This is a genomic window from Paraferrimonas sp. SM1919 (assembly GCF_010993985.1).
Lineage (GTDB): Bacteria > Pseudomonadota > Gammaproteobacteria > Enterobacterales > Shewanellaceae > SM1919.
Window position 1 is genome coordinate 93,125 of sequence record NZ_WINH01000008.1, and the last position, 21,844, is coordinate 114,968.

20 protein-coding genes are annotated in these 21,844 nt (G+C 42.8%); 15 read left to right on the forward strand and 5 right to left on the reverse strand.

The annotated features are described in order from the left end of the window. Positions 1-12 precede the first annotated feature (12 nt). Positions 13-1,716 (reverse strand): FAD-dependent 5-carboxymethylaminomethyl-2-thiouridine(34) oxidoreductase MnmC, encoded by a 1,704-nt coding sequence (mnmC, locus tag GFB48_RS06665; protein WP_163932954.1) that lies wholly within the window; start codon positions 1,714-1,716, stop codon positions 13-15. A 166-nt stretch (positions 1,717-1,882) separates the two neighbouring features. Between mnmC and fabB the strand changes: the two genes are divergently transcribed. The 3 genes from fabB to GFB48_RS06680 all read left to right on the forward strand — a co-directional run bounded on the left by fabB (position 1,883) and on the right by GFB48_RS06680 (position 4,821). Then, positions 1,883-3,094 (forward strand): beta-ketoacyl-ACP synthase I, encoded by a 1,212-nt coding sequence (gene fabB, locus GFB48_RS06670; RefSeq protein WP_163932956.1) that lies wholly within the window; start codon positions 1,883-1,885, stop codon positions 3,092-3,094. A gap of 139 nt (positions 3,095-3,233) precedes the next feature. After that, positions 3,234-3,779 (forward strand): YSC84-related protein, encoded by a 546-nt coding sequence (locus tag GFB48_RS06675; RefSeq protein ID WP_163932958.1) that lies wholly within the window; start codon positions 3,234-3,236, stop codon positions 3,777-3,779. Between the two features lie 133 nt (positions 3,780-3,912). After that, on the forward strand, positions 3,913-4,821 hold the full coding sequence (locus GFB48_RS06680; RefSeq protein WP_163932960.1) for a hypothetical protein: 909 nt from the start codon (positions 3,913-3,915) through the stop codon (positions 4,819-4,821). Positions 4,822-5,047: 226 nt separating this feature from the next. Here the strand turns inward: GFB48_RS06680 and GFB48_RS06685 are convergent, their stop codons facing one another. Further along, positions 5,048-5,398 carry a DUF3301 domain-containing protein gene (locus GFB48_RS06685; protein ID WP_163932963.1) on the reverse strand — a complete coding sequence of 117 codons (351 nt, stop codon included), beginning with the start codon at positions 5,396-5,398 and terminating at the stop codon, positions 5,048-5,050. Further along, positions 5,395-6,408, reverse strand: a complete 1,014-nt coding sequence (locus GFB48_RS06690) for a DUF3549 family protein (RefSeq protein ID WP_163932966.1) — start codon at positions 6,406-6,408, stop codon at positions 5,395-5,397. Before GFB48_RS06690 ends, GFB48_RS06685 begins: the two co-directional genes overlap by 4 nt. Positions 6,409-6,497: 89 nt before the next feature. Here GFB48_RS06690 and GFB48_RS06695 point away from each other — a divergent pair, with 89 nt between their 5' ends. Next, positions 6,498-6,806 (forward strand): YqcC family protein, encoded by a 309-nt coding sequence (locus GFB48_RS06695; RefSeq protein ID WP_163932968.1) that lies wholly within the window; start codon positions 6,498-6,500, stop codon positions 6,804-6,806. After that, on the forward strand, positions 6,799-7,551 hold the full coding sequence (gene truC, locus GFB48_RS06700; RefSeq protein WP_240464836.1) for a tRNA pseudouridine(65) synthase TruC: 753 nt from the start codon (positions 6,799-6,801) through the stop codon (positions 7,549-7,551). Before GFB48_RS06695 ends, truC begins: the two co-directional genes overlap by 8 nt. Before the next feature lie 164 nt (positions 7,552-7,715). Here the strand turns inward: truC and glnD are convergent, their stop codons facing one another. Continuing rightward, positions 7,716-10,292, reverse strand: a complete 2,577-nt coding sequence (gene glnD, locus GFB48_RS06705) for a [protein-PII] uridylyltransferase (RefSeq protein ID WP_163932974.1) — start codon at positions 10,290-10,292, stop codon at positions 7,716-7,718. 16 nt (positions 10,293-10,308) lie between these two features. Beyond that, positions 10,309-11,103: a type I methionyl aminopeptidase gene (map, locus tag GFB48_RS06710; RefSeq protein WP_163932977.1), complete on the reverse strand. Its 795-nt coding sequence runs from the start codon at positions 11,101-11,103 to the stop codon at positions 10,309-10,311. 265 nt (positions 11,104-11,368) lie between these two features. Here map and rpsB point away from each other — a divergent pair, with 265 nt between their 5' ends. From rpsB to GFB48_RS06760, 10 genes are all read left to right on the forward strand, one after another. Continuing rightward, positions 11,369-12,097 (forward strand): 30S ribosomal protein S2, encoded by a 729-nt coding sequence (gene rpsB / locus GFB48_RS06715; protein ID WP_163932979.1) that lies wholly within the window; start codon positions 11,369-11,371, stop codon positions 12,095-12,097. A gap of 132 nt (positions 12,098-12,229) precedes the next feature. Then, positions 12,230-13,081 (forward strand): translation elongation factor Ts, encoded by an 852-nt coding sequence (gene tsf / locus GFB48_RS06720; protein WP_163932983.1) that lies wholly within the window; start codon positions 12,230-12,232, stop codon positions 13,079-13,081. Between the two features lie 69 nt (positions 13,082-13,150). Beyond that, positions 13,151-13,882, forward strand: coding sequence for a UMP kinase (gene pyrH, locus GFB48_RS06725; RefSeq protein WP_163932986.1), 732 nt, complete (start codon positions 13,151-13,153; stop codon positions 13,880-13,882). Between the two features lie 29 nt (positions 13,883-13,911). Then, positions 13,912-14,469, forward strand: coding sequence for a ribosome recycling factor (gene frr / locus GFB48_RS06730; RefSeq protein ID WP_163932989.1), 558 nt, complete (start codon positions 13,912-13,914; stop codon positions 14,467-14,469). A 136-nt stretch (positions 14,470-14,605) separates the two neighbouring features. After that, a complete protein-coding gene (gene uppS / locus GFB48_RS06735) occupies positions 14,606-15,361 on the forward strand; it encodes a polyprenyl diphosphate synthase (protein WP_240464837.1) in 756 nt (251 codons plus the stop codon). 11 nt (positions 15,362-15,372) lie between these two features. After that, the gene (locus tag GFB48_RS06740; protein ID WP_163932992.1) at positions 15,373-16,230 is read left to right on the forward strand and encodes a phosphatidate cytidylyltransferase; all 858 of its coding nucleotides are present in this window, start codon (positions 15,373-15,375) and stop codon (positions 16,228-16,230) included. A gap of 1 nt (position 16,231) precedes the next feature. Continuing rightward, positions 16,232-17,422: a 1-deoxy-D-xylulose-5-phosphate reductoisomerase gene (gene ispC / locus GFB48_RS06745; RefSeq protein ID WP_163932994.1), complete on the forward strand. Its 1,191-nt coding sequence runs from the start codon at positions 16,232-16,234 to the stop codon at positions 17,420-17,422. After that, positions 17,422-18,780 (forward strand): sigma E protease regulator RseP, encoded by a 1,359-nt coding sequence (gene rseP / locus GFB48_RS06750; RefSeq protein ID WP_163932996.1) that lies wholly within the window; start codon positions 17,422-17,424, stop codon positions 18,778-18,780. The genes ispC and rseP overlap by 1 nt, the downstream gene beginning before the upstream one ends. 32 nt (positions 18,781-18,812) lie before the next feature. Beyond that, complete coding sequence (bamA, locus tag GFB48_RS06755; protein WP_163932997.1) at positions 18,813-21,296, forward strand: outer membrane protein assembly factor BamA; 2,484 nt, start codon at positions 18,813-18,815, stop codon at positions 21,294-21,296. 36 nt (positions 21,297-21,332) lie between these two features. Beyond that, positions 21,333-21,836, forward strand: a complete 504-nt coding sequence (locus GFB48_RS06760; RefSeq protein ID WP_163932999.1) for an OmpH family outer membrane protein — start codon at positions 21,333-21,335, stop codon at positions 21,834-21,836. Positions 21,837-21,844 lie beyond the last annotated feature (8 nt).

Sequence of the window (21,844 nt, forward strand, 5' to 3'; positions counted from 1 at the left end):
CGCAGTAGCTTTTTAGCGAAATTTGTTCATCCCGCGTCTTAATTTAGCGCCTTTACGAACCCAATTTCGATTGGGATGGAGGGCGTTAAGTTGAGCTTGGCTGGCGGGCGCTTGTTCCCCTAGTAATTCACTGGTGAGTAGCTCGGCTAATAATGGCGCGGTGGATAACCCGCGAGAACCGAGTCCAGCAAAACTGTATAAGCCTTGATGAACATCATAACCCTCAAACCATGTGTTTGCTTTGAGCTGTTCAAGCTGTTGCAGCGATTCATGTTTCCCAATTAAACCAACCAACGGCATATGATCCCTAACGACCATACGAACCCCGATACGAGCGTGTTTACCGCTAATATCGAAATCCTTCAGCCAAGACTGCTCGCCAAAACTTTGCTGCATCTTATCTAGATTAGCTTGTTGCGCACTATAGCTATATTCGAGCGATGTGATGTCTTTATCATAGGTTGCCCCAAAACAGTGCTTATCATTATTCTGTGGTGTTAAGTAACCTTGAGAACACAGTACCTTCTTTAATTGTGATAGTTCGCCCCGTGAGGGAGTCTGACTGACTTGGCCTTTGACTTGAGTCGCGGTGCAATGCCTAGTTTGTTCAAAATTCACTAACTGATGACCAGTGGCGATCACCACTGCATCAAATGGTCCATGTTGATTTCCCCCTTGATGCAGTATCCACCCCGAAGGGGTTGATTGGAGTTGCTCAATATTAGTATTGAGGTATAGCTGACAATGACCACTTTGTTGGCTTAGAGCGAGGGTTTGGGTGACGACTTGACGGGGGGAGAGCCATCCCCCATGGGGGAAATATAGTCCGCCATAGTCAACACTCACTTCAGCTAATTGCTGGGCTTGTTGTTGGCTCACCGCTCGGCCCAAATGTTCAGGCAGCCACTGGCTGTTGGCAAGATTTAACAACTTTTGCTCGTCGTTAGCGTCTTTCCCTAGTTGTAATACTCCACAAAAGTTATGGTCAAATTGAGTTTGCTTAGCTAATTGTTGATAGAAATGGTAGGCATAATGAAACGCCCCAGAAAACCATTTTGAAAGTTCAAAGTTGGTTGGGTTTACAAGGGGATAAATCGCCCCTTGGTGATTACCAGAAGCCCCCATAGCGGGTTGCTCATCTTTACAAAACAGCTTATGTTTGATTTGCCTTTGGCTGAGGGAATAAGACAACGTTGCCGCGGCAATACCACCGCCAATAATGGCAATATTTTTAGCCTTTGGATTTGGCCTAGGGTAAAGCACTTTGGGTACCGCTGGGGCCTTAGGGCTGCTGGCGGCGAAATGGGGCGTTGATTTGTCACCGTTCGCCAACAATTGTAAATGATTGGCTTGCAATAGCTGCCAATAACAGTCGCGTTCATTTTGGGCGAGTTGGGCCAATGTTAAAGCGCTATTTGCGGTGTGGATATCAATAATATGCAAACAGTTGTTGAGATTATAAGATAATCTTTGCACACCTTGAGCTAATGCTTGATAACCTTCAAGGAAAGCTAAGTTAGCCAGCGTTGACTGTTGTAAGGGTTGCTCAATTAATAATACCCATTGTATTTTAGGCAGCGAATGATGCTGGTTAACCACCGCGCTATAGATTTGTGCTAGGGCGTTGATATCATCGACCACTAAGCAAGGATTAAGCTGATTTTTAAGCGCTTCGATAGCTGAAACTAATTGATGTTGGCTTAATGGGGCAGACACGGTTCGTCCTTATCTCTATAATAACACCCATCAACCAGTTTAATTGGCTTGCTTTGGGTTAATAAACTGGTATTTTAACTTATTTTTAATGGAAAGCTGACCAGTTTTATCACTTAAAACAGATAGTATTGGCGCAGTATAAAAAAGACATCAGCGGAATTTAACGATGAAAAGAGTTGTGATCACTGGTATGGGCATTGTGTCTAGTATCGGTAACAATAAAAACGAAGTATTAGAATCACTAAAAGCAGGCAAGAGCGGTATTGAATTCCACCAGGAATTTGCTGACATGAAACTGCGCAGTAACGTTGCCGGCACCATCAACCTAGATCCTAAAGAACATATTGACCGTAAAGCGCTTCGCTTCATGGGTGACGCGGCTGCTTATGCCTACATCGCGATGGAAGAAGCAATTAAAGATGCTAATCTAACTGAAGAGCAATACTCTAACCACCGTGTAGGTATTGTTGCGGGTTCTGGTGGTGCATCTTCTGCTAACCAAGTTCAAGCTGCTGATACTCTACGTGAGAAAAGCGTTAAGCGTGTAGGTCCATACATTGTGCCTCGCATCATGGCTTCTACGGCAAGTGCTTGTCTAGCAACACCATTTAAAATTAAAGGTGTTAACTACTCAATCAGTTCTGCTTGTGCTTCATCTGCACACTGCATTGGTCACGCGGCTGAGCTGATCCAATTAGGTAAGCAAGACATCGTATTTGCTGGTGGTGCTGAAGAGCTACATTGGACCCTAACTATGGGCTTCGATGCAATGGGTGCGCTTTCAACTAAGTACAATGACACACCAGAAAAAGCATCACGCACCTACGATGCTGACCGTGATGGTTTTGTTATTTCTGCTGGCGCAGGTATGCTAGTGGTTGAAGAGTACGAGCACGCGGTTGCTCGTGGCGCAAAAATCTATGCTGAAATCGTAGGTTACGGCGCGACTTCTGACGGTTACGACATGGTTGCTCCTTCAGGTGAAGGTGCGGCGCGTTGTATGCGTATGGCTATGGACAGTGTTGAAGGTCCTATTGACTACATTAACACCCACGGTACCTCTACTCCAGTTGGTGACGTACGTGAGCTAGAAGCCATTCACGAAGTATTTCCAGAGGGTTGCCCAGCACTTTCTGCAACTAAAGCAATGACTGGTCACTCATTAGGTGCTGCAGGTGCCCATGAAGCGATTTACTCACTGCTAATGCTTGATAATAACTTTATTGCCCCTAGCATCAACATTGAAAACGCTGACGAAAAAGCAGAAGGTCTGCCAATTGTTACAGAAAAGCGTGATGTTGAGCTAACCACGGTAATGAGCAACAGCTTTGGCTTCGGTGGCACTAACGCTACTTTAGTCATGCAAAAGCTAAAATAATCCGCTCATCGCTAACCGATAAAAAAGGCGCCTTTAGAAATAAAGGCGCCTTTTTATTTTCGGTTGTTACATGAGCTTAGTAGGTTTTTTTGAGTTTGATGCGCTATCTTTTAGTTAATCATTATCAAAGGAAAATGCTATGAAAAATCTGTTACTGTTGTTATTGGCTATTACCCTTATCGGCTGTTCCAGTAGTGGTAATAGCGTCGCACAAAAACGCGCCAGTATTGAAGCAATGCATAACAAGGTATTGCAAGATATTTATGCAGAATCTGCTGCGGCAAGAAGAGATGTGGCATCGAGTGCCGGTTATGCGGTGTTTAGTAATGCCCAAGTCAATGTCATTTTTATCGCTGCCGGTGGTGGGCACGGGGTGGCTAAGTCTAAAGGTCGCTCTACTTACATGAAAATGGCAGAGGCTGGCATCGGTCTAGGGCTAGGGGTAAAAGATTTTAGAGTACTGTTTGTTTTTCATACCCAAGAAGCCTACAACAACTTTGTTGATAATGGTTGGAGCTTTGGTGGCGAGGCAGATGCTGCGGCTAAAGCGGGTGAAAATGGTGGACAGGCGAGTGCCGGTGGTGCGCTTGGTGATGTGACTATCTACCAGCTGACAGAAAGCGGATTAGCTTTACAAGCCACGCTTAAAGGGACTAAATACTGGAAAGACGACGAGTTAAACTAGTCAATCTCCAGAACTATAAAAAGGCGCAACTTATAGAAGCTGCGCCTTTTTTGTTATCTATTAACTTGTGATTGATGTGGGTAATCGAAGAGTGTAATCTAATTTTATACTATTAATTCAACAAGATAATTTTATGGAAGAGATTATAAAATCAGTTAAAGCTTATTTGTATGAAAGAAATACAAGCCCTCTATTTGGGGCATTTATCACTACATGGTGCGTATGGAACTACAAATTATTCTTAGTAATTTTTATTGCGAAAGAAAAAACATCTGAAGATTTATTAAAACAAATTGATTCAATTTTTAATTCTCATATTTTTCCAACAATACCGTATGCATGGTGGGATCAACTGTTAGGTTCGTTTTGGAATGGACTATTAGGGCCAGGAATCATTACAGGGTTATATTTATATGTTTACCCTAAACTTGCAGAACCGGTTTATAAGCACGCATTGGATAAACAGAGCTCCTTACGTGTAATAAAACAAGAACAAGAAAAGAAAAAGCTCCTTTCACTAGAAGAGTCACAAAAATTATTGATTAGGCTGTCAGAAATAGAAAATAAAAATAGCGAAGAAACAGAAATTTACCGGAGTCAAATCAATGCTCTTACTTCAGAGTTGGCGACCCTTAGAGAAGCAGGGGTTACGAACAAGGATACAGGTGTAGATGTAAAAATCGATAAGATTGATCCAAAAAGATTCGTAGATGTGCATTTAATTACGGAAAAATTTACGATACCTTCATTTCAAATTCGCTTACAAGAAAAGCTTGCTTTTCTAAGCGGTAGGCTTTTAAAAGACGATGGACATAAACAAGAGATTTTAGGATTGATTGCATGCATTAAGCATATACTTCTTAATGAAAGCATAGGGAATGGGAGTAATATTCCTGGTATAACAACAGAAAGAACAGCTGGCATCTTACATAGTTTGAGCAGTATGAGAATTATAGATAAAGGTGAAAATAACAGGTATTCCCTGGGCCAGAAAGGATTGGCACTATTATCTGATATTTATAAGGATGTTGATAATACTTAACCGTTATGATACTCATTTTCCCCTACATCTCTGCACTTGATTAAAACTTCTCAATAGAGATGAAAGGCATGGATGCCGTCAAGGATTGTTTGAGGCAGGATGCCGAATCAATCCGTTCTCGTAATTGAGGAGTGAATAATCAAGAATATGCAGAGTGGGGGCGGCTGAGGGGTTGTTAGGGGAGGCAGCCGTAGGCTTCCCCTAACGTGCAGCCGGCACCCCGGCACTAGCCACACCTTCTGCATGAACGATGACTGTTAGGCGGGCTTATCCAGCTTGGCTCTGGGTATACTGGCCACACAATATTACTTACTTTATTGGCTTTTAAGGTGACTTGGCCTTGGTAACTGTTTTCACCATCGGTAGAGAACTCAAATTGATAATCAACGGCCCAGCTAAAAAATTGCTGTCCACCAAAGAAGGGTTTAGCCCTTGTTTGAGCAATACTTAAAAATTGCAGATTGTTGAGCTGGCATTGTTTGGTGATGTACCTTTTGGCGGTTTCTGCCATGGTACGTATTTGCCAAAACCACAGCATGATCCCTGCCATTAATACAATCAGCAATAAATCCATCATGAGCTTGTTAAGTCCTTAATCATATTAGTAAATGCTGCTTTTACAGCATCAGAATTATTATCGTCATTGATTTTAGACAGCAACCCATTGCGAAGTCCAGCAAGGCTGACTAAATCGGCAAATAATTGATTAAATACATCTTTATCATGCTTGGCCATATGTTCTAGGTAAAGGTTTAGGCTAGTAGGATGCATTAGTGCCATATGGTGACGGGCAGCAATAATCAGCAAAATGTTTAAATCTAGCGCCTCGGTTTGTGCAAGGCAATGATCAACGGCTTGTTGGGAATACAATAGGTTGCCCGCAAGCCCTCGTAACCAGTGTTGCTTTTGGGCAGAGTTGTCTGCCTGGGTAAGCAATGTAAATAATGCTTGGCCAATCTCATCGTCAATGTCTACATTTTCCAACAAGTGCAGTAAGTTAATCATCACTTCGGCATCAAGCGTGGTCAGCTGGTTAATGATTAATGCCTTATGCTCGTTGGCGCGTAATGCAAAATCAGCTAAACCCTGTAGGCCCATTTGTTGCCAGCTATCACTTGGGTGCTCACCTTTAAAGTATTCAACCACAAACGGGTATTGGCTTGACGGTGCTAGGCCTTGCTCTAGGCGTAATTTAGCGTTGAACATCGCCTGCTTGTCTTGGGGCGGCTGGAAGTTAATCGCATGGCTAGACAGGGCTTGTTGTTGCTCTGGAGTCAGGTTCTTAGAAAGGTCTTGGCCAAGGTGGCCACCCACATGGCGTAAAAAATCGACTTTCGGGCCAGCGATAACCAAACCGTTTTCATCAAGGGGCAGTTTTAAAAACCAAACAAACTGCTGCTCATTATGGGTGTAGCTGATCGCAATTTGACCATGGCCTTGCACGGGAGCAGGGTATGGGCGTAAGCCTTGCTCGATATGATCGAAGATAGAAACTGGTAGAGGCTGAATTTTTCTGCCGATTTCAAAAACTTGGTAGGTTGCGCCAGCAAGGGCAAAAAACTGATTAAAACTGCTGATGTTGCTCATGGGGAAACTCTAATTCTATTAACGGGCTCATTATACGCAATTACAGATATTTGTCCTCACTGTTGCGACAAAGGGGTATAATGGCGGGTATGAAACAAGTATCTCAATTAATTAATCAGCTTGAAGATGCCCTTAAGGCAGCCGAGCTGTGGCAAAGCCAACCTATAGAAGCAGCTAAGCTGCAATCGACCCAGCCTTTTGCGATTGATACCATGAGTTTTGAGCAATGGCTGCAGTTTATTTTTATTGCCCGTATGCGTGCATTGATAGACGCAGGCCAGCCCCTACCCACTGCCATGGGTATCGCGCCAATGGCTGAGCAAGTATATTTAGACAAACCAGAGGCGCAAACTGTGGTGAACTGTTGCTTTGCTTTAGATGAGGCAATCAATGGCTGAATACCAAGGCGAGCCGCTACAGGTTATCTATGAAGACGAACAGTTGATTGCTATTAATAAGCCCGCGGGTTTATTAGTACATCGTACCTATCTGGCAAGAAAGGAAAAATACTTCGCGATGCAAATTTTACGGGATCAAATTGGTCAGCATGTGTTCCCTGTGCATCGTCTGGATAAGCCCACTTCTGGGGTACTACTGTTTACTAAGTCTTCCGAATCGGCCCGTAAGATGAATGAACTCTTCAGTGAGCGAGAAACCGATAAACAGTACCTAGCCATCGTCCGTGGCTGGGTCAAAGAGGCGGGAACGTTAGATTACCCTTTAAAGGAAGAGCTCGATAAAATTGTTGACAAAAAGGCCGATCAAGATAAAGAAGCCCAAGAGGCGCAAACCAGTTATCAGCCTTTGGCCCAAATTGAATTGCCCTATTCGACCGGGCGCTATCCAACCTCTCGCTTTTGTTTGCTGAAGTTGATTCCACATACTGGCAGAAAGCATCAGTTGCGTCGCCATATGGCCCATCTTCGTCATCCAATTATTGGTGATACTACCCATGGGGATGGTAAACAAAATCAACTATTTAGGAGGGATTTAGGCTCCCAGCAGTTGCTGCTGCATGCCAAGTCACTCAGTTTTAAACACCCCTATACGGGCGAACAGTTAAAACTAGAGGCACCAATCGACGCTGAGTTTACTCGCCTATTTGATGAGTTTGGTTGGGATTTGAAGTTAGCCGAAGGCTAACTCAATGGCACGGCGCTTTGCGCCTACTGTTAACAGGACGGGCTTTGCCCTACAGGACGCCACTTCGTGGCTACAGCTTTAGTCAGCAGTAGCAAACTTTGTTTGCGTCCAGTAGTCACGTAGTGACGTGCAGTAGCGAAGCGTGCTGTAGGCCGAAGGCCGTGCTAATTAGCCTCTAATTCTTGTGCCGATTCACTTAAGTGTTCTAGCATGGCAGTGTGCAATTGCAATTGTTGAGACTGGCTGAGGGCTTTACCATCGGCGCTAACCGTGAAAAAGTCTTCTGCCCGTTCACCAATCGTGGTAATTTTCGCGGACTCTAATTCGAAACCGCACTGATGGAACACCTCACCAATTTTAGCCAACAGGCCTGGCTCATCAAAAGCCATAACCTCTACTAGAGTTGTCGCTGGGTCTTTGGTTTCGATAAAAGTAACCTTGGTCTCTACACTAAAGTGCTTCATCTGTCTTGGCAGTCTGGGTTGGCTAAATTTAACGGGTTTATCGCTCCCAAGAACCTGTTCCAGAGACTTTTTAATGCTATTAATACGTGCCGTTTTATTCACTTGAGTGCCATCGGATTCCATAATCACAAAACTGTCTAAAGCAAAGTCATCTTTAGTACTAAAAATGATCGCATCATGGACGGTGATATTTTTGGCGCCAAGTTGGCTGACTACGGTAGTAAACAGTTTTGATTTATCAGGGCAGTAAACAAATAACTCTGTGCCGCCCCTGACTTGATCTTTGGACAGCATGATTAATGGCGCATCATTCTTGTGTTTTAAGATCCCTTCCGTTTGCCAACTGATTTGTCTTGGTTGGAACTTAATAAAATAGTCAGAAGGAAAACGTTGCCATAGGGTTTCTACCATAGAGGCTTTAAAGCCTTTGCGAGAAAGCTCTTTAAGCGCTTTAGCTTGATGTTCAGCAATGCGTTCTTCTAAGTCAATGGCTTGCTGTTGGCCTCTGGCTAATACTCGACTCGTGGAAAAGTAAAGTTCGCGTAATAATGAGCCTTTCCAGTTATTCCAAAGGGTATCATTGGTTGCACATATATCCGCTACCGTTAAACAATAAAGATAGTCTAAACGACTGGCATCACTGACTTTTAGGGCGAAATTATTAACGACATCTGGATCATTAATATCTCGACGTTGAGCCACGGTAGACATTAATAAGTGGTTTTCAACCAACCAAGCGACTAGGCGGCCATCATGCATATTTAATTGGTGCTGTTGGCAAAATTCTAGCGCATCTACGGCGCCTAATTCACTGTGATCACCGCCTCGTCCTTTGGCGATGTCATGGAAAATCGCCGCCAACACCAATAAGCCACGCTTAGGCAGTTGTAGAATCAGAATTGAGCCTAGTGGAAACTCTTCTTTATGCTCAGGTTTTGAAAAACGCTCAATATTTTGCAACAGCCTATTGGTATGTTCATCGACGGTATAAGCGTGAAATAAATCAAACTGCATTTGTCCTTCAATATCACGCCAGGCGGGGAGATAACTGGCCATAATATTATACTTATGCATGAGTTTAAATGCGGCAATACCCCGGGGTTCACGGAGTAATTCAATGAACACTTTACGGCAGGCTGGATGATTAACCAACGGCTCGGTCAAACTGCGTCGAGCTTTTCTTAGTAACCTTAGGGTAGGGGCGTAAACTTCTTGAATATTGGAATTTCTAGCAACTTCTAAGAAAAACTTTAATATGTTTTCGGGCTTATCAAAGTAGTCTTGTTGACAGACATCTAAATAACGACCAAAGCGTCTAAAGTCAGCATTCATTGGGCTCATGGTGAGTTTAGTCAGTCCAAGGGTCGCACGCTTAAACAATTGTAATAGCATTTGGTTAAGCTCTATCACTCTTCGAACCGTTCGATAATAGCGCTTCATCATTTGTTCAACGGCCAGTTGCGTCGAGTTTTTGTAGCCTAATAATTCAGCAACCTGATGTTGCAAATCAAATAATAATCGTTCTTCAGGGCGTCTGACGCAGGAGTGAAGGGCATAGCGAACCTGCCATAAAAAGTCTCGACACTCATTGAGTTCGTTCAATTCAGCTTCATCTAAAAAGCCATATTCGACAAGTTCATCGAGACGTCTGGCATCAAAATGACGCATGGTCACCCATGTGATGGTCTGAATGTCCCTGAGACCACCAGGGCAGCTTTTTATGTTTGGCTCTAAATCAAATGCGGAGGCTTTTTGGTGGCGAACTAATTGTTCCTCATACTTTGCTTTGAAGAATGCCTTAGCAGGCCAAAATAGTGGTTCTTTAACTAACTGCTGTAACTGTTCAAATAGCCCTTGGTCACCAGTTAGCAGTCGTGCCTCAAGTAAATTCGTCGCAATGGTTACGTCATCTTTCGCTTGTTCATAGGTTTCAGCCAAGGTGCGAGTGCTATGGCCAATATTGAGTTTGGCATCCCACATAAAAGTGATGAAATCACTCAGGGCTTGTTGTTGTGGGGGGCTGGGCTCTGTTTTTAATAAAAACAGTAAATCGATATCTGATTTAGGGTGCAGCTCACCGCGGCCGTATCCGCCGACCGCTATCAGAGAAATATCCGACTTGTCCAAACCGAAGTGTTGCCACAGTTGAAGCAGCAGTTGATCGATTTGGTTTGAACGCTTAAAAACTAATTCACGAACATCAGTACCTGAGGTAAAAAGCTGTAAATCGTCTTTGGCGCTCTTTATCAGGTAGTCCTTTACCTCTTGTGCATTCATCTACTGCAACATCCTTTTATGGGTTAACCATTAAACGTGGGATTGATTCTTCTGCTCGCAGCGTTAACACTTCGACACCATTTTTAGTGACCAATAGAGTATGTTCCCATTGGGCTGAGTTTTTGCCATCAACAGTGTAAACCGTCCAGTTATCTTCGGCGTCCAGAATCGTTTGAAAACGGCCAGCATTAATCATAGGCTCGATGGTGAAACACATGCCTTCTTTAAGTACTGTACGATCGCCATTTTTGTAGTGGACAATTTGTGGGTCTTCATGGAATTTTGCACCAATACCGTGACCACAATAGTCTTTTACAATAGAGTAACGGCCTGACTTTTTAATGAATTTTTGAATTGTGGTACCGATGTCACCTAGGCGGGCGCCAGGCTTCACTTTCTTCATTGCGAGGTATAAAGATTCCTGGGCGATGCGACATAAACGTTTATCTTCTGGAGAGGCTTCGCCAATAATAAACATTTTAGAGGTGTCACCATGGTAGCCATCTTTGATCACCGTGATATCAATATTAATGATATCACCGCTTTTCAATTTTTGTTTGGGGTCTGGAATACCGTGACAAACCACTTCGTTTACCGAAGTACAGATGGACTTAGGAAAACCACCGTAGTTTAGTGGCGCCGGAATGGCGTCTTGCTGCTTGGTGATATAATCGTGGCAGATATCGTTAAGTTCTTCTGTGGTGACGCCTTCTTTGACATATGGGGCAATCATTTCTAGCACTTCAGCAGCCAAGCGCCCAGCAACACGCATTTTTTGAATTTCTTCAGGAGTCTTAATCGTAATAGCCATATCAATCTCTTTAAAGTGGCAAAAGCCACTTAATTTTTCATCAAATTTGAATTTAGTGCTAATTCTATGGTATAAAGCGCGCCGTTAACAACAGATTAGTTCGGTCTTTTTTAAGTTCCCATTAATTTGCTTGTTAATTTGGTCAACAATTGACCTAAACTAAACCCTAAATCACACATGCATCGTCACATTGCTCGGGGTGCCTAACGGTCGAGTTAATGGGATGTATGGACGTTTTAACCCCATACTATTGAGGAAAAAATCAATGGCTACTGTTTCAATGCGCGACATGCTAAAAGCTGGTGTTCACTTCGGTCACCAAACTCGTTACTGGAATCCAAAAATGAAACCTTGGATCTTTGGTGCGCGTAACAAGGTTCACATCATCAACCTTGAGCTAACTGTTCCAATGTTCAACGATGCTCTTTCTGTAATTAGCAACGTTGCATCTAAGAAAGGTAAAGTACTTTTCGTTGGTACTAAGCGTGCTGCATCTGATGCGATCAAAGAATCTGCTCTTTCTTGTGAACAATACTACGTAAACCACCGCTGGTTAGGTGGTATGCTGACTAACTGGAAAACTGTTCGTCAGTCAATCAAGCGTCTAAAAGAATTAGAAGCTCAAGCTCAAGATGGTACTTTTGAGAAGCTAACTAAGAAAGAAGCGCTAATGCGTACTCGTGAAATGGAAAAACTAGAGAACTCTCTAGGCGGTATCAAGAACATGGGCGGTCTACCTGACATTCTGTTCATCGTTGGTGCAGATCACGAGCACATTGCTATTAAAGAAGCAAACAACCTAGGTATTCCTGTTGTTGCTGTCGTTGATACTAACTCTAGCCCTGATGGCGTTGACTACATCGTTCCTGGTAACGATGACGCGACTCGTTCTATCCAGCTTTACACTAACGCTGTAGCACAAGCTGTTAAAGAAGGTCGTTCACAAGACATCGCTGTACAAGCTGAGCAAGACGGCTTCGTAGAAGCAGAATAATAAAGACTGATTTATAATCATCTTTATTACTACCAATTTTTTATAAGTTGGTAAGCTAACCAAAATTTGGTTACGGGGGGGAATGCCCCCCCTTTTTTGATACTAGAATCAACATATTTTGAGGACTTAACCATGGCAATTACTGCTGCCCTAGTTAAAGAGTTACGCGAGCGCACTGGCGCTGGCATGATGGATTGTAAAAAAGCCCTAGTTGAAACTAACGGCGACATCGATCTAGCGATTGAAAACATGCGTAAGAGCGGTGCTGCTAAAGCTGCTAAAAAAGCTGGTAATATTGCTGCTGAAGGCGCTATTCTAGTTAAAGCTGGTGAAGGTTTTACCGCACTACTAGAAGTTAACTGTCAAACTGACTTCGTAGCGAAAGATGAAAACTTCCTAGGTTTCGCTAACCAAGTACTAGACGCTGCTGCTGCTAACCGCTCTTCAATTGAAGAACTGCAAGCACAATTCGAAGAAACTCGTGTTGCTCTAGTTGCTAAAATCGGTGAGAACATCAACGTACGTCGTGTTGCTTACATCGATGGCACTTCTGCTGCTTCTTACCGTCACGGCGACCGTATCGGTGTGGTGGTAACGGGTGAAGCTGATGCAGAAACTCTTAAGCACGTTGCAATGCACGTAGCGGCTTCTAAGCCTGACTACCTAAACCCAGAAGATGTACCAGCTGAGGTTGTAGAGAAAGAGAAAGCAGTTCAAATTGAAATCGCGATGAACGAAGGCAAGCCTGCTGAAATCGCTGAGAAGATGGTTACTGGTCGTATGAAGAAGTTCACTGGTGAGATTTCTCTTACTGGTCAAGCTTTCATCATGGAACCTAAGAAAACTGTTGGTCAGTTCCTACAAGAAAAAGGTGCTACAGTTTCTAACTACATTCGCCTAGAAGTAGGTGAAGGTATTGAAAAAGCAGCTGAAGGTGACTTCGCTGCAGAAGTTGCTGCACAAATGGCTGCTTCAAAGGCTTAATAAGCTTTTAATAGTACCAATTAGAACCGCGGCCATAGCCGCGGTTTTTTCAGATAAAGGCAAGAGATAATGAGCACTAATCCAAAACCAACATTACGACGCATTCTATTAAAATTAAGTGGTGAAGCCCTGATGGGTGATGAAGGGTTCGGTATTGATCCTAAAGTCCTAGATCGTATGGCCCAAGAAATCAAAGAATTGGTTGAGCTTGGTGTCCAAGTCGGGTTAGTGATTGGTGGCGGCAATATCTTCCGTGGTGAAGGTCTAGCGAAAGCGGGTATGAACCGTGTGGTTGGTGACCATATGGGTATGCTAGCAACCGTTATTAATGGTCTGGCTATGCGTGATGCATTGCATCGTGCTTATGTCAACGCTCGCCTTATGTCAGCATTTCCACTAAATGGTGTGTGTGACAGTTATAACTGGGCTGAAGCGATCAGTCTTTTAAAAACAGGTCGTGTAGTAATCTTTTCTGCTGGTACAGGTAACCCCTTCTTTACAACCGATTCAGCTGCCTGTTTGCGTGGTATCGAAATTGAAGCCGATGCAGTGCTAAAAGGTACGAAAGTTGATGGCGTTTACTCAGATGATCCAATGAAAAACCCAGATGCAGTAAAATATGATAACATCAGTTATCAAGACGTACTGGATAATGAGTTAAAAGTAATGGACTTGGCTGCATTTACCTTAGCCCGTGACCACGAGTTACCTATTAAGGTGTTCAACATGAACAAGCCAGGCGCCCTACGTAAAGTCATTATGGGTGAAGCCGAAGGTACACTAATCAGCAATGCTGAATAAGAATTTATTGATATTCAAGGAACTCTAAAGTGATTAATGATATTTTAGATGATGCCAAGCAACGTATGGCAAAAACGGTTGAAGCAACCAAAACGCAAATGGCTAAAGTACGAACTGGTCGTGCCCATCCAAGCCTATTAAATACTATCATGGTGCCATATTATGGTGCTCCTACGCCCCTTAACCAAGTGGCCAACGTAGGAACCGAGGATTCTCGTACATTGACGGTACAGGTCTTCGATGCCACTATGATTCAAGCGGTAGAAAAAGCCATCATGACTTCAGATCTTGGTTTAAATCCGATGTCTGCAGGTACCTTAATCCGTATCCCATTACCGCCATTAACTGAAGAGCGTCGTCGCGATTTTATCAAGATTGTGCGTCAAGAAGCTGAGAATGGTCGTATTGCTGTACGAAATATCCGCCGTGATGCAAATGGTGACATTAAATCACTGGAAAAAGAGAAAGAGATCAGCGAAGATGACTCTCGCCGTGGTGAGGATCAAGTTCAAAAAGAAACGGATGCTCACATCAAGGAAATCGATGCAATTTTAGCAACGAAAGAAAGCGAGTTAATGGAAGTTTAATTTCATTTAATTGCTTAATTGATGGCGCCGTAGTGCTAATACCCAATACTGAGGTGTAAGTACACGGCGTTTTTGCTAATACTAATTAGTTGTTAAAAGGTTTAAAACTAATCAGTATGAAATAGAGGACTTGGAGTTGTCAGTTCCAAAAAACGCAAATCATAAAGCGATAATCCCCCCACAACATGTTGCTATTATTATGGATGGTAATGGTCGTTGGGCTCAGCAAAGATTCAGACCTAGAGTTTTTGGCCACCAAGCAGGCGTTAAAGCTGTTAGACGAGCTGTTAAGGCGGCAATAGAGCATGGTGTGAAATCACTGACGTTGTTCGCTTTTTCAAGCGAGAATTGGTCTCGTCCAGAAAATGAAGTTAATCTACTGATGCAGCTATTTATGAAGGTACTGCAGCGAGAGATTAAATTGCTGGACAAAAATGGTGTAAAGTTAAAAATTATTGGTGATCTCAGTCGTTTTTCTGAGAGCTTACAAACTCAAATTAATAAAGCAGAGCAACAAACCACCAATAATAATATTTTGACACTTAATGTGGCTGCTAATTATGGCGGGTGCTGGGACATTACCCAATCGGCTCAACAATTAGCCCAACAGGTTGCAAAAGGTGAGCTCAAGCCAGAACAAATCACAGAACAAAAAATAGCTCAAAATTTGTGTATGGCAGAACAAGGACCGGTTGATTTATTAATACGCACCGGCGGTGATCTACGGATCAGTAATTTTGTATTATGGCAGGCAGCGTATGCTGAATTGTATTTCAGTAAAGAATTATGGCCTGATTTCGATGAAACTTGTTTTGAAAACGCAGTTATTGAGTTTTCCTCTCGCCAGAGAAGGTTTGGCAAAACAGGTGAGCAAGTAGAAGCTAATTCTTAAAAGAGGTTATTTTGTTAAAACAACGTATTATGACTGCGTTGGTTCTATTACCAGCGTTTATGGCACTTATCTTTTTGGCTCCTCAGTGGTTGTTTGTGGCAACCCTATTTGCCATATTCTGTCTTGCGGCGAAGGAGTGGGGCAATCTTATCCAGCCGGGTTGTACGGCCACCCAAATTTCTTTTGTTATTACCCTAGCGCTGTTGATGATTGCGACACTTTATTTGGTGCCACTGCAACAGTTTTGGTACAGCGATCAGTTGAATATTACCCTGCAAGCTATCTTGATGCTTGCTGGCTTATGGTGGCTTGTGGCCATTGTTATGGTGATCACCTATCCAAAAGGTACAGATTACTGGAAAGACAGTCATTTCAGTAAATCTTTATTTGGTCAATTAACCCTTTTCCCAGCATTTATTGCCTTTGTTATTCTCCATAGTGTGCCGAATAATCAATCAGATTACTTTGGTGGTTGGTTAATCTTAGCGCCCTTATTAATGGTGTGGTTGGCTGATACTGGTGCTTATTTTGTTGGCAAAGCGATGGGCAAGACAAAGTTAATGCCAAAAGTGAGTCCTGGCAAAACAATAGAAGGGTTCGCCGGTGGTTTGCTGTTTGCTGTTGTTGGTGCAAGTGTTTATGGGCACTATGTGTTGGATGTTGAATGGCCAGTTATGATTTTAATTGCGGTGGTGACCACGGTCATTTCTGCGTTCGGTGACCTATTAGAAAGTTTATTCAAGCGTAATGCTGGCATTAAAGACTCGGGTAACATTCTGCCTGGTCATGGTGGGGTATTGGATCGTATTGACTCAATGACGGCAGCCATCCCGGTATTTGCTCTGTTGTATATTGTGTTAGGTGCTTAATATGCAACGTTTAGCTGTACTGGGTGCCACAGGTTCAATCGGCACAAATACCCTTGATGTCTTATCTCGGCATCAACACCACTATCAAGTAACCATTTTAGCGGCCTATTCAAATGTCGCTAAAATGCTTGAATTGTGCCTTGTGCATAAACCTAAGTATGCCGTATTACTTGCTGCTGGTGCGGCTAAACAACTCTCTGAGCAACTTCCGAGTGCGCTTAATTGTGAAATTATTGATAGCTTGGATGGTTTATGCCAATTAATGGCTTCAGACAGTTATGATACGGTGATGTCGGCTATTGTTGGGGCAGCAGGTTTATTGCCAACGATGGCTGCGGTAAAACAGGGAAAAAAAGTTTTATTGGCAAATAAAGAATCACTGGTCATGTCAGGCGAGTTGTTTATGCAGCAAGCCCAGCAATCGGGAAGCATTATTTTACCAGTTGATTCTGAGCATAATGCTATTTTTCAATGTTTACCGGATCAAATTAAAGATAATTTAGGTCACTGTGACCTTAGCTCGGCTGGGGTAGAGCGTATTTTGCTTACCGGTTCAGGTGGGCCATTCCTCAATCATGATATTAGCGCTTTGTCGCAGGTCACTCCAGAGCAGGCCTGCAAACATCCTAATTGGTCAATGGGTAGGAAAATTTCCGTAGATTCGGCCACGATGATGAATAAGGGATTGGAATACATTGAAGCGAAGTGGCTGTTTAATGCGTCTGCCGAGCAGATCCAGGTAGTGATTCACCCTCAATCAGTAATTCATTCTATGGTGCAGTATAAAGATGGCTCTACCGTCGCTCAGTTAGGGCAGCCTGATATGCGCACCCCGATTGCCCATTGTTTAGCCCATCCACAAAGAATTGAAGCTGGAGTTGAACCTTTAGATTTTTTTAGAGTCGGACAATTAAGTTTCGTTGAACCTAATTATCAAAGATACCCTGGTTTGAAGATGGCGATTGACGCTTGTCACCAAGGCCAAAGCTATACAACAGCATTAAATGCTGCGAATGAAGAGGCCGTAGCCGCGTTTCTGGATAAAAAAATTGGCTTTACTGATATTTATAAGGCAAATGCTGAAGTGTTAAATTTTATGCAACATCAGCCGCTCGATTGTCTCGATGCAATTTTAGAGTGGGACAAACAAGCACGTCGTATCGCCCAAGGCATAATTAAAAGGATGCATTAATGTTCGACCTAATATGGAATTTAGGGTCATTTATTGTCGCTTTAGGCATTTTGATTGCAATCCATGAGTACGGCCATTTTTGGGTGGCGAGAAAGTGTGGTGTGAAAGTAGAGAAATTCTCTATTGGCTTTGGTAAAACCTTATGGCGTAAAATCGATGCCAAAGGCACTGAATTTGTGATCGCAGCCATTCCCTTGGGTGGCTATGTAAAAATGCTCGATGAAAGGCTTGAAGAGGTTTCTGAGCAAGATAAACCCTATGCCTTTAACCAAAAATCAGTATGGGCTCGAAGTGCGATTATTGCTGCAGGTCCTATTGCCAATTTCTTGTTTGCTATTGTCGCCCTGTATTTTATGTTTTTGTTGGGGGTGCCTGCTGTTAAGCCTATCATTGATAAAGTTGAAGTGGATACGCCGGCGGCAATCATGGCGGTTGAGCGGCCTATGCAAATTACCCATGTTGCGGGTAATCAGGTGTCGCAATGGCAAGATGTGGCGATGCAATTAGTATCCCATATCGGTGATGAAACCGTAGCAATTAGGCTACAAGATCCAAATAACCCTCTCTATCAACAAAGTTATCTGCTTAATATTGAACAATGGCAATTTGACCCAGATAAGCAGTCACCCATTACCGCATTGGGGCTAAGCCCTTTTCGTCCTAAGGTATTACCTATCATCGCGCAAGTGTTAGATGGTTCGGCCGCTAAACTCGCCGACCTAAGGGTGGGAGATGAGCTGGTTGAGATTAATGGTCAAGCATTTACCGATTGGGCAACGTTTGTTAAGTTAATTCAGGGTAATGGTTCAGCTGAGATGACCTTTTTGATCAAGCGTGATGGTCAATTGCAGCAACTTAAGATTTGGCCAACCGTTGGCAAAGATAGTCAAGGCCAAGAGGTGGCTAAAATTGGCGTAGCACCCAAGACAACGGCTTACCCTGATGACTATCGGATTAACTTACAATTTGGCTTAGTTGATAGTTTTGTGCAGGCTGTTGATAGAACCAAACAGCTCATTAGCATGACTTTTAGTATCTTAGGCAAACTGTTTACTGGTGATGTTTCAGTCAAAAACATCAGTGGTCCCATTTCTATTGCACAAGGGGCTGGAAATAGTGCGCAATACGGTTTAGTGTACTTCCTAAGTTTTCTCGCTTTGATCAGTGTGAATTTAGGAATAATGAATTTGTTGCCATTACCAGTATTAGATGGTGGCCATTTATTTTTTAATTTAATAGAAATTATTACAAAGCAACCAGTACCTGAAAAGGTACAAGAAGTAGGATTCAGAATTGGCGCCGCATTGCTTTTTGCAATGATGACCCTAGCGATATTTAATGATATTGCTAGACTCTGAGCATGGATTCAAATGATAATAAGAAGTGCTTTATGCGATTAAATAAAGTTATCCGTTCACTCGCGTTTGCTGGTGTTTGTTTTAGCAGCACAGTAATGGCGTCGAATATCGAGCCTTTCGTCGTTGATGATATACAGTTTGAAGGTTTACAACGAGTTGGTTTAGGGGCGGCGTTGCTGCAGCTACCCATCAAGGTTGGCCAGCAAATTGATGAAATGGCTATTAAGCGTGCCATTCGCAGTTTATATGGCTCCAGTAATTATGAGAACGTGCAGATCCATCGTGATGGTGAAACACTGATTGTTGTAGTAAGAGAGCGTCCAACGATTGCTGAGGTAGTGTTCGAAGGTAATAAGGACATCAAAGACGAGCAGTTAACAGAAAGTCTGAACGACTCTAATGTTAAGGTTGGTCAAGCACTCGACAGAACAATGTTGCGCGGTATCGAAAAGTCGCTTCAAGACTTTTATTATGGTGTCGGTAAATATGGCGCTAAAGTTGAGGCGCAGATTGTTGAACTGCCAAGAAATAGGGTTGAACTTAAGTTTAACTTTACTGAAGGCTTAGCGGCTGAAATTAAGCAAATTAACATTGTTGGTAATGAAGCCTTCTCTGACGCTGAATTGATCGCTCAAATTGAGCTTACCGATTATATCGCGTGGTGGGATTTCTTCTCCGAAGCTCGTTATCAAAAGCAAAAGCTTCAAGCAGACTTAGAATCCATAGAAAGTTATTATCAGAACCGTGGTTATGTGCGTTTTGCGGTAACATCAACGCAAGTATCTTTAACCCCAGATAAAAAAGGCATTTACATCACCATAAACGTTGATGAAGGTGAACAATATAAGGTTAAAGAGGTCAATCTTCTTGGCGATTTACTGGGCCGAGAAGAGCTGATGAAGCGCTTAGTGCCAATTCAAGGTGGTAGCCAATATAACGGTGCCGATGTGACTTATACTGAAGAGATGTTCTCTAAGTATTTAGGACGTTTTGGTTATGCTTACCCAGAAGTTACCACCTACCCAGAGATTGATGACGAAACCAAAGAAGTTACCTTAAATATTAATATCAACCCAGGTAAACGTGTTTACGTTCGCAATATTAACTTTACCGGCAACCAAGTCACCAAAGATCAGGTTTTGCGTCGCGAATTACGCCAAATGGAAGGGGCATGGTTAAATAACCGCTTGGTTGAGCTGTCTAAAGATCGCCTGAACCGATTAGGTTTTTTTGAAACGGTTGAATCTGAGACGATACAAATACCTGGGGCAGACGACTTAGTTGATGTTAACTTCCAAGTAAAAGAGCAACCATCAGGTTCCTTCAATGCTGGTGTCGGTTACGGTACTCAATCTGGGCTTTCGCTGCAGTTTGGTATTTCCCAATCTAACTTTATGGGTACCGGCAACCAAGTTGGTATTAACTTAAACACCAATAAATACTCTAAAAACATTAACTTATCATACCGCGATCCATACTTTACCAAGCATGGTGTTTCTGCTGGTGCCAATATATTCTGGCAGGAGTATGATGCTGGACGAGCGAACCTTGAGCAATATAAAAACAGCTCTTATGGTATTGGCGCCGATATGGGTTTCCCATTGAATGAGTACAATCGTTTGAACTTTGGTGCCATGTTTAAGCATAACACCATTAGTGAGATCTCAGCCTATGAGCAGGCACTTAGGTTCTATAACATCTATCGTGATCCCAATGATCCTAACGCAGATTTAAGTTTTGATAATTATGAGATCAATGGCAGTTGGTCACGTTCAACACTAAACCGCGGTACCTTCCCGACCAGTGGCTCTAAGCAGACACTTTATGGCAAAATGACAGTACCCGGCTCGGATTTACAGTACTTCAAAATGAATTTTGAAGACAGTCACTATTTCCCACTTGACCGTAATCATGATTGGGTTTTCCTAGCCCGCGGTCGTATTGGTTATGGTAACGGTTACGGAAAGTTTGGTCGCCATGATCAGATCTTACCGTTCTGGGAGAACTTTTATGCGGGTGGTTCAACTGTATTACGTGGCTTTAAGTCCAATACTGTTGGCCCAAGGTCGTTTTATATGTCTAGAGGCCTTGAGCCATGTGCGCCAGATCCATCTGGCAACTCTTGCTCACTACCAGGCCCTGAAAACCAAATTGCTATCTATGGGGGCAACTCTATTGGTGGTAATGCGTTAGCAACGATTAGCGCCGAGTTAATTGTTCCTACCCCATTTTTGGATGAGTCATATAAAAATAGTGTAAGAACCAGTTTCTTCGTTGATGCTGGTAACGTTTGGGATACAGAGTTTGATTACAATGCATATCGCGACCTTCCCGCGAGCGAGTTTGCTAGAATTTCAGACTATTCTGACCCATACGCCTATAGAGCTTCAGCAGGTCTAAGTGTACAATGGATTTCACCAATGGGGCCTATGGTGTTTAGTCTAGCGCAAGCATTGAAGAAGCAACCTCGTGATGATACCGAAGTATTCTCGTTTAATATCGGCCGTACTTTCTAAGTCATGTTTTAAGAATTTTTTATTAAGGAGAAAACAGTGAAAAACCTATTAACCCGTGCAGTTGCTATCTTAGCAATTATGTCAGCTTCATTTGTGGCGCAAGCAGAAATAAAAGTTGCTATTTTTAACTTTCAAAAAGTGATGGCAGTTTCACCACAAGCAGAAGTCATTAAAAATCAATTAAAAGAAAAGTTTTCTGACCGTACGGCTGAAATTCAAAAAATTCAACAAGATGCTCAACAAGAAGCTAAATTAGCACAAACCAATAAAGACTTTTGGACTAAAGAGCAAAAAGAACAAAGTGCTAAAAAAATGATGGCATGGCAAAATGAGATGAAAATCAAAGGTGAGCCGTTACAAAGGGAAATTCAACAGTTCCAGCAACAAGCTCAACAGCAGCTTGCTCGTCAAACTCAAGAAGCGTTAAATGGTTATGCAAAAGAGAAAGGTTACGATGTAGTGTTAGAACCTGGCTCAGTAGTCTATATTTCAGACAAGGTAGTAGATATTACTGATGAAGTAATTGCGAGACTGAAATAAGGAACATC

Coding starts and splice junctions, on each gene's coding strand:
- rpsB (WP_163932979.1), top strand. CDS start 11,369: ATGGCTACTGTTTCAATGCGCGACATGCTAAAAGCTGGTGTTCACTTC.
- bamA (WP_163932997.1), top strand. CDS start 18,813: ATGCGATTAAATAAAGTTATCCGTTCACTCGCGTTTGCTGGTGTTTGT.
- GFB48_RS06695 (WP_163932968.1), top strand. CDS start 6,498: ATGAAACAAGTATCTCAATTAATTAATCAGCTTGAAGATGCCCTTAAG.
- rseP (WP_163932996.1), top strand. CDS start 17,422: ATGTTCGACCTAATATGGAATTTAGGGTCATTTATTGTCGCTTTAGGC.
- GFB48_RS06690 (WP_163932966.1), bottom strand. CDS start 6,408: ATGAGCAACATCAGCAGTTTTAATCAGTTTTTTGCCCTTGCTGGCGCA.
- fabB (WP_163932956.1), top strand. CDS start 1,883: ATGAAAAGAGTTGTGATCACTGGTATGGGCATTGTGTCTAGTATCGGT.
- map (WP_163932977.1), bottom strand. CDS start 11,103: ATGGCTATTACGATTAAGACTCCTGAAGAAATTCAAAAAATGCGTGTT.
- GFB48_RS06685 (WP_163932963.1), bottom strand. CDS start 5,398: ATGATGGATTTATTGCTGATTGTATTAATGGCAGGGATCATGCTGTGG.
- pyrH (WP_163932986.1), top strand. CDS start 13,151: ATGAGCACTAATCCAAAACCAACATTACGACGCATTCTATTAAAATTA.
- tsf (WP_163932983.1), top strand. CDS start 12,230: ATGGCAATTACTGCTGCCCTAGTTAAAGAGTTACGCGAGCGCACTGGC.
- glnD (WP_163932974.1), bottom strand. CDS start 10,292: ATGAATGCACAAGAGGTAAAGGACTACCTGATAAAGAGCGCCAAAGAC.
- GFB48_RS06680 (WP_163932960.1), top strand. CDS start 3,913: ATGGAAGAGATTATAAAATCAGTTAAAGCTTATTTGTATGAAAGAAAT.
- GFB48_RS06675 (WP_163932958.1), top strand. CDS start 3,234: ATGAAAAATCTGTTACTGTTGTTATTGGCTATTACCCTTATCGGCTGT.
- ispC (WP_163932994.1), top strand. CDS start 16,232: ATGCAACGTTTAGCTGTACTGGGTGCCACAGGTTCAATCGGCACAAAT.
- truC (WP_240464836.1), top strand. CDS start 6,799: ATGGCTGAATACCAAGGCGAGCCGCTACAGGTTATCTATGAAGACGAA.